The organism is Achromobacter sp. Marseille-Q0513, from assembly GCF_018195695.1.
Lineage (GTDB): Bacteria > Pseudomonadota > Gammaproteobacteria > Burkholderiales > Burkholderiaceae_B > Achromobacter.
This window is the reverse complement of record NZ_JAGTJY010000255.1, coordinates 1-6,412: the sequence shown is the minus strand read 5'-3', so window position 1 is coordinate 6,412 and position 6,412 is coordinate 1. Positions and strand designations below refer to the sequence as shown.

4 protein-coding genes are annotated in these 6,412 nt (G+C 70.5%); all 4 read right to left on the bottom strand.

Going from position 1 to position 6,412, the window contains the following annotated elements:
- Window positions 1-84: 84 nt before the first annotated feature.
- Entirely contained in the window at window positions 85-1,194 is a 1,110-nt protein-coding gene (locus KDH83_RS28715; protein WP_212322051.1) for an ABC transporter substrate-binding protein, read from the bottom strand.
- Window positions 1,195-1,336: 142 nt separating this feature from the next.
- Window positions 1,337-3,823 carry an extracellular solute-binding protein gene (locus KDH83_RS28710; RefSeq protein ID WP_212322049.1) on the bottom strand — a complete coding sequence of 829 codons (2,487 nt, stop codon included), beginning with the start codon at window positions 3,821-3,823 and terminating at the stop codon, window positions 1,337-1,339.
- A gap of 3 nt (window positions 3,824-3,826) precedes the next feature.
- Window positions 3,827-4,540, bottom strand: coding sequence for a response regulator transcription factor (locus tag KDH83_RS28705; RefSeq protein ID WP_212322047.1), 714 nt, complete (start codon window positions 4,538-4,540; stop codon window positions 3,827-3,829).
- A gap of 172 nt (window positions 4,541-4,712) precedes the next feature.
- A partial coding sequence (locus KDH83_RS28700) for an RNB domain-containing ribonuclease (protein ID WP_212322044.1) occupies window positions 4,713-6,412 on the bottom strand: 1,700 nt, incomplete at its 5' end.

The following is a 6,412-nucleotide window of genomic DNA, read 5'->3' as shown; positions in this document are numbered from 1 at the left end:
CCCGACACGCGTCGGGCGGCGGGTCGCCGCCCGACGCGTGTCAGGCGCTGCCGGGATGGCGCTCGCGTCCCGGCGGCGGCGGGCTTACTTGCCGGCCGCGGCGCGCCACTGCTTGATGAATTCCAGGCGCTTGTTCTGCTCCAGGTAGTCCAGCAGCGTTTCGTTGACCGGGATCGGCTTGAGCGAGGCGCCCAGCTTCTTGGTCATGCCGTCGACGTCGTTGTCGCCGGGGATGTCGTCGCGCACCGAGGCCAGATCGGCCTGGTTGGCGATGATGTCCTGGCCCTTCTGCGACAGCATGTAGTCCATCCACAGCTTGGCGGCGTTGCGGTTCTTGGCCTTCTTGCTGATGAAGGCCACGCGCGACAGCACCAGCGCGTAGTCGGTCGGGTAGGCGATGCCCAGCGACGGATCGTTCTTGGCGCGGGTCTCGGCGTAAGAACCCAGGATGTTGTAGCCGATCAGGTTCTCGCCCGAGGACACGCGTTCCATCATGGTGCCGGTGGACGACTGCACGATCAGGCCGCCCTTGGCGATGTCCTTGAGCGTGTCGAAGTACTTGGGATCATTGGCCTTGTCCTGCACGGCCAGCATGAAGCCCACGGCCGACTTCTCGATGTCGTAGGTGGTGACCTTGTTCTTGAACTTGTCCGGCTGGCTTGCGATCAGCTTGGCCAGCGCGCCGTGCGTGGTGGGCACTTCGGCGGCCGGGATCAGGCGCTTGTTGTAGATGAACACGGCCGGCTCGAAGGTCGTGCCGTAGGCCGAATCCTTCCACACGGCCCAGGCCGGCAGCTTGCCGATCTCGGGCGACTTGTACTGCATCGCGTAGTCGGTGGCCAGCTTCAGCGCCGAGTCCATCGACGAGCTCCAGACGATGTCGCCGCTGCTGCCGCCGGCGGCCTGCTCGCTGATGTAGCGGTTGTACAGCTCGGTGCTGTTCATGTCGTTGTATTCGACCTTCACGTCCGGGTACAGCGCCTCGAAGCCCTTGATGATGGGGCCGGCGGCCTTGGTGTCGGTGGTCGAATAGATGATGACCTTGCCTTCCTTCTTCGCGCCGTCCAGGATCTTCTGGTAGTCGGCGGGATACCCGGCGGGCACCTGTTGCGCGTAGGCGCTGCCGGCGGCGAGGACGAAGGTGGCGGCGAGCAGGGCGGCGCGCGGCGCCGCCAGTTTGGACTTGGCAAGCATGGGTGTCGTCTCCAGAGGGATGTTGTACGAGCGGACTCTCGGTCCGGCTTGCGGGCATCTTAGGAGGCGGCGTCTGTCGGCGTCCTGTCATGGACGTGCGCCAGAGCCAGGGGAAAACCCTAGGAATTGCCGCGGTGGCACATCACTTGCGCGGCGGCGTATCCGTCACCAGCCGGATCCAGTTCTGCACGAAGCGCGAATGGCGGCGCTGGTCCAGGCCCACCAGCAGGGCGGGGCTGAGCACCACGGGCTGCACGATGCCGCGCGAGCGCGCCAGCACGGCTTCGGAAGTCCAGCGACCCGGCGTGTCTTCCATGATGGAGCCGAGCGCCGCGTGGCTGGAGGCGACCTGCTGGCCGGCCGGCGACAGCAGCCAGTCGACCAGCTGGCGGGCCAGGTCGGGGTTGGGCGCGCGCCGCGCGATCAGCACCGAGCGCGCCAGCACCAGTACATAGTCCTGCGGGAAGACCACGCCGATGTCGCTGCCGGCGGCCTGGCGCGACAGCGCGTAGGAACCCAGCATGTTGTAGCCCAGGTCCAGTTCGTCGCGCTCGATGGCGTTCAGGATCTCGGCGCTGGTGGCGGCCAGGCGCACGCCCACCTGGCCGAAGGCGTTGGCCAGGCCCCAGAAGTTGGACGAGACCAGTTCGTCCTGTTCGGCCATCAGGTAGCCCACGCTGCTGGCCGAGATGTCGTAGGTGCCGACGCGGCCGTGCAGCTTGTCCTTGTCGCGCTCCAGGGCGCGCAGCAGGTCCTGGCGCGATCGCGGCACCGTGGCCTCGGTGTAGCGCCTGGGGTTGTAGACGATGACGGCGGGCTCGAAGGTGAAGCCGTAGACCTCGTTGCGCCAGACCGCCCAGGACGGTAGTTTGGCGGCGTAGGGCGAGGCGTAGCGCTGCGCGTAGCCGTCGTTGGCCAGGCGGATCTGCAGGTCGGCGGCCGAACTCATCAGCACGTCCACGTCCTTCAGCTCGCCCGCGATCATGGCTTCGTACAGCTCGCGGCTACCCATTTCCCGGTACACCACGCTCACGTCCGGCCGCTGCGACTGGAAGCCCTGGATCAGCGGCGCTACCACCGGCGTGTCGGTGGGGCCGGCGATGGTGAGCACGCGCGCCGACGGCTGCGGCGCGGGGTAGCGGGTCACGATCTCCGGGATGCCGGCGGCCCGCGCGTCGCCGGGCGCGCCGGCCAGCATCAGGCCGGTGACGCAGGCGGCGCCGAACCAGGCCGCGAGCTTGCGGCCCGCGTGATGGCGCGCCAGCGGCAGGATGACGCGCGCGCTCAGGCCGCCGCCTGGGCGGTCCTGCAGCCACAGCGAGCCGCCATGGGCGACGGCCACGGAACGCACGATCGCCAGGCCCAGGCCCGAGCCCGGCAGGGATTCGCCGGCGCGGCCACGCGTGAAGCGCTGCTGCACGGCTTCCTTTTCATCGTCGGCGATGCCGGGGCCGCGGTCTGACACGGTCAGCGCCACCCGGTAGCCGGCCACCGGGGTGGCCTGGATCTCGACCGGGCCGTCGGGGGCGTAGCGCAGCGCGTTGTCGACCAGGTTGCGCAGCATCTCGCGCAGCGCCACGCGGTCGCCGGCGATACGGGCGCGCCGCACTTCGGGCGCGATTTCGATGTGCAGGCGCTGCGCTTCCAGCGGCCCGATGCGGCGCCGCGTTTCGTTGACGGCCTCGGCCACGCCAACCGGCGCGCGCGCGCCCTTGCCGAGCCGGTGCGTGATGGTGGCGTCCATCAGCAGCTGGTTGATCAGCTGGCTGGCGTGCGTGGCGTTCTGGTGGATGCGCTGGATGCGGGCGTGCAGGCGCTCGGGGTCGGGTTCTTCCAGCGCGACTTCGGCCTGCGCGCGCAGCGAGGCCAGCGGCGTGCGGACCTGGTGGGCGGCGTCGGCCACCAGCGTGTTCAGTGTGTTCATCAGGCCGGACAGGCGGTGCATGAAGGCGTTCAGCGCCTCGACCAGACGGCTCACTTCCTGCGGCACTGGCGCGGAGACGGGTTGCAGATCGTCCGGCGCGCGGCGCCGCAGCTCGCGCTCGACCACGGCCAGGGGCGCGAAGGCGCGCTGCACGCCGAACCACAGGAGGCCCAGCGCCACCAGCGCCACCGCCACCAGCGGCAGCACGCCGCGGCCCAGGATCTCGTCGGCCAGCGCTTCGCGCGAGCCCAGCGTCTCGGCCACGCGCACCGTCACCCAGCCGGCGTGCTGGCTGGCGGATACCAGCCTGCCCACGGTGGCCACGCGCACGGGTTCATCGTGATAGCTCAGGTAGGCGTAGACCGGCGTGGCCGATTGCGCCAGTGGCAGGCCGGGCGCCAGGTCGCCGTAGCCGGTGATCAGCCGGCCGTTCGAGGCCAAGGCTTCGTAGAACACCCGTTCGCTGCCGGACAGCATGGCCAGCGAGGACACGGGCGGCTCCACGGTCACGCCGTCATCCTCGATCTGGACCGAGCCGGCGATGGTCAGCGCCGACGCCGCCAGCAGGCGGTCGAAGGCCTGCTCGGCGGCGCGTTGGGCGTAGCCGCGCAGGAAGAAGAACAGGCCGATGAGGGCGCAGGCCAGCAGCGCGACGCCCAGCGCGAACACCCGGCGGCGGATCGAGAAGCCTGCGGCCGGCTTCATCGCCTAGCCCGGGGTCGACGGGCCGGCGCCGGCGTCGTTCGGCGCGGCCGGCGTCTCGTGCAGGCGGGCCAGGTAGCCGACGCCGCGCACCGTGACGATATCCACCGAGGCGCCCGCCAGCTTCTTGCGCAGGCGCGAGATCAGCAGTTCCAGCGCATTGAGCGAGCCGTCGTCCAGGTCGAAGAGCTGGTTCATCAGGCGCTCCTTGGCCACGGTCTGGCCAAACTTGCCCAACAGGATCTCCAGCAGGCGGAATTCGCGCCGACCCAGATCCACCGGCGCGCCGTCCACGCTGACGCCCCGTGCGGCCAGGTCCAGGCCCAGGTTGCCGTAGGTCGTGACGCTGCTGGTCTGGCCGGCGGGGCGGCGCATCAGCGCGCGCAGGCGGGCTTCGAGTTCGCGCAGGTCGAAGGGCTTGACCAGATAGTCGTCGGCCCCCAGGTCCAGCATGTCGATCTTGTCCTCGATCTCGGCGCGCGCGGTCATGACCAGCACCGGCGCTTCCAGTCCGGCCGCGCGCAGTTCGCGGATGACCGAGAAACCGTCCTTGCCGGGCAGGTTGATGTCCAGTACCAGCGCGTCCCAGGTTTCGTCCAGCCCGCGCCGCAGCGCCGTCAGGCCGTCCCGCGCCCATTGGACGCTGTGGCCGGCCAGGCGCAGCTTGCTTTCCACGGCATCGCCCAGGTCGAGGTTGTCCTCGACCAGCAGAATGCGCATGTCATTCCTCCATCTGATGATTGTTCTGTGCCGCCGACTGCAAGGCGGCCGTCGCCCGGGGCGGGCAGCGGTCCGCGTCGCGCGGGGCTTTTTGAGAGGAAGTGTACCGGCAGCGCGGCGGCTGCGGGCAGTCGCGAGCCGCCGTCCCGTCGGGGCGGGACGGCGGGCGCGGTCAGGCTTGCGGTTCAGCCTGGGCGGCGGGCGCCAGCTGGCCGAGGTAGCGGCAGTCCAGTTCGAGCGAGAGCTCGTCCATGCCGAGGATGTCGATCTCCACCGCCGTGCCGCGCTCCAGTTCGGGCATGCCGCCCACGCGGGTGACCAGCGGCGCGTTGCCGAAGCGCACCAGGTCGTCGCGCAGCACATGGGCCACGGTGCGGGTGATGTTGTGCTGCTTGAGCCAGCGCAGGCACCAGTAGCGCTCCATCGCGCTCTGGAACTCGGCCCAGGTCGCGTATTGCGCGTCGAAGGCGCCGATGATGGCGAACAGGTCGGCGTCGCGCGGCTTGAAGGGCGCGACCAGGCGCGCCGACACGCCGTGCTCGACCGCCGCGATCAGCTGCCACTGGTTGACCAGGTCCACGTAGCGGCGCAGCGGCGAGGTGCTCCAGGCGTACTGCGGCACGCCGATGGCTTCGTGCGGCAGCGCCTGCGTGCTCATGCGCACGCGGCCGGCCTGCTGGGAGCGGTAGATGCCGGGCACGCCATGCTGGTGCAGCAGTCCGCCCCAGAGGTTGTTGGCCAGGATCATGTACTCGGCCACCATGCGGTCCAGCGGCGCGTTGCGCTGGCGCGGCACCAGACGCACCGGAGTGTCCGGGTCGTCGGGGTTGCCGTCCAGGTAGAAGCTGTATTCGACGCGCGAGTTGTTCTCGGGCTTGCCGCGCACGTTCTCGCGCTGCGCCGACAGCGCCTGCGCCAGCTTCCAGAGCGGGCGCAGCCAGTGGCCGTAGGGTAGCTCGGCGGCAGGATCGGCCAGGCTGGCTTCGGTGACCTGCGCGTCCAGCATGTTGTGGCGCAGGTTCTCGCGCACCATCACGCGTTCGAGGCGGGTTTCCGATTCGAGGACCTCGCCGGTCTCGGGATCGGCCGTCACGTATAGCGACAGGGCTGGCACCGCGCGTCCGGCGTCCAGCGAGAAGGCGCTGATGACGCTGTCGGGCTGCATGGGGATCTTGTCGCCCGGCATGTAGACCGTGGACAGGCGCGCGCGCGCCAGCTTGTCCAACTCGCCGTCGCGCGTGACCACGATGCCCCGCGCCGCCCCGGGCACCCCCACGCCCCGCCTTCCGGCGGGCAGCGGCGTGGCGGGGAGCGCGGCGGCCGTCTCGGCGGGGGGGCAGGCGGCCCCCCAAGAGAACCCGGCATACCCCCGCGGCAAGGCGCGCCCGCACGCGGGCCGCGGGAGATCCGGGGAGGCCCAGGCGCGCGGGAAGTTCACCGCCAGGAAGCGGCGCTTGTGCAGCGCCAGCGCGTGCGGCCAGGCGCCCAGGTCCAGCAGCAGGCGGTCGGGCGTCTTGCCCAGCTTGGTGCAGGCCGCGTCCAGCGCCTTCCATTGCTGGGAATTCTTGTCGGGGCGCACCAGCAAGGATTCCGCCGCCTGGGCGATTTCCTCGGGCAGGCGGCCGGCGGCCATTGCGTCCACCCATTCCTGCTGTTGCTCGGCCTGGCGCTGCTTTTTCTCGAGCGCGGCCAGCGCCGCTGCCAGGATGTCGGGCGGGGCGGGGCGGTAGCGACCCTTGCCGCGGCGGTGGAAATAGGCGGGCGCGCCGGGCCGCCGCCTCAGCAGCGCGGCCCGGTTGGCCGGCGTGGGGGCGGGGGCGGAATAATCCACGGCCCGGGCGGGGGGATCGGATTTCTCCTGGGGCGCGCCTT

What these genes read in the sequence shown, in the direction of transcription:
- KDH83_RS28715 (WP_212322051.1), bottom strand. Translation starts at nt 1,194, where the DNA reads ATGCTTGCCAAGTCCAAACTGGCGGCGCCGCGCGCCGCCCTGCTCGCC.
- KDH83_RS28710 (WP_212322049.1), bottom strand. Translation starts at nt 3,823, where the DNA reads ATGAAGCCGGCCGCAGGCTTCTCGATCCGCCGCCGGGTGTTCGCGCTG.
- KDH83_RS28705 (WP_212322047.1), bottom strand. Translation starts at nt 4,540, where the DNA reads ATGCGCATTCTGCTGGTCGAGGACAACCTCGACCTGGGCGATGCCGTG.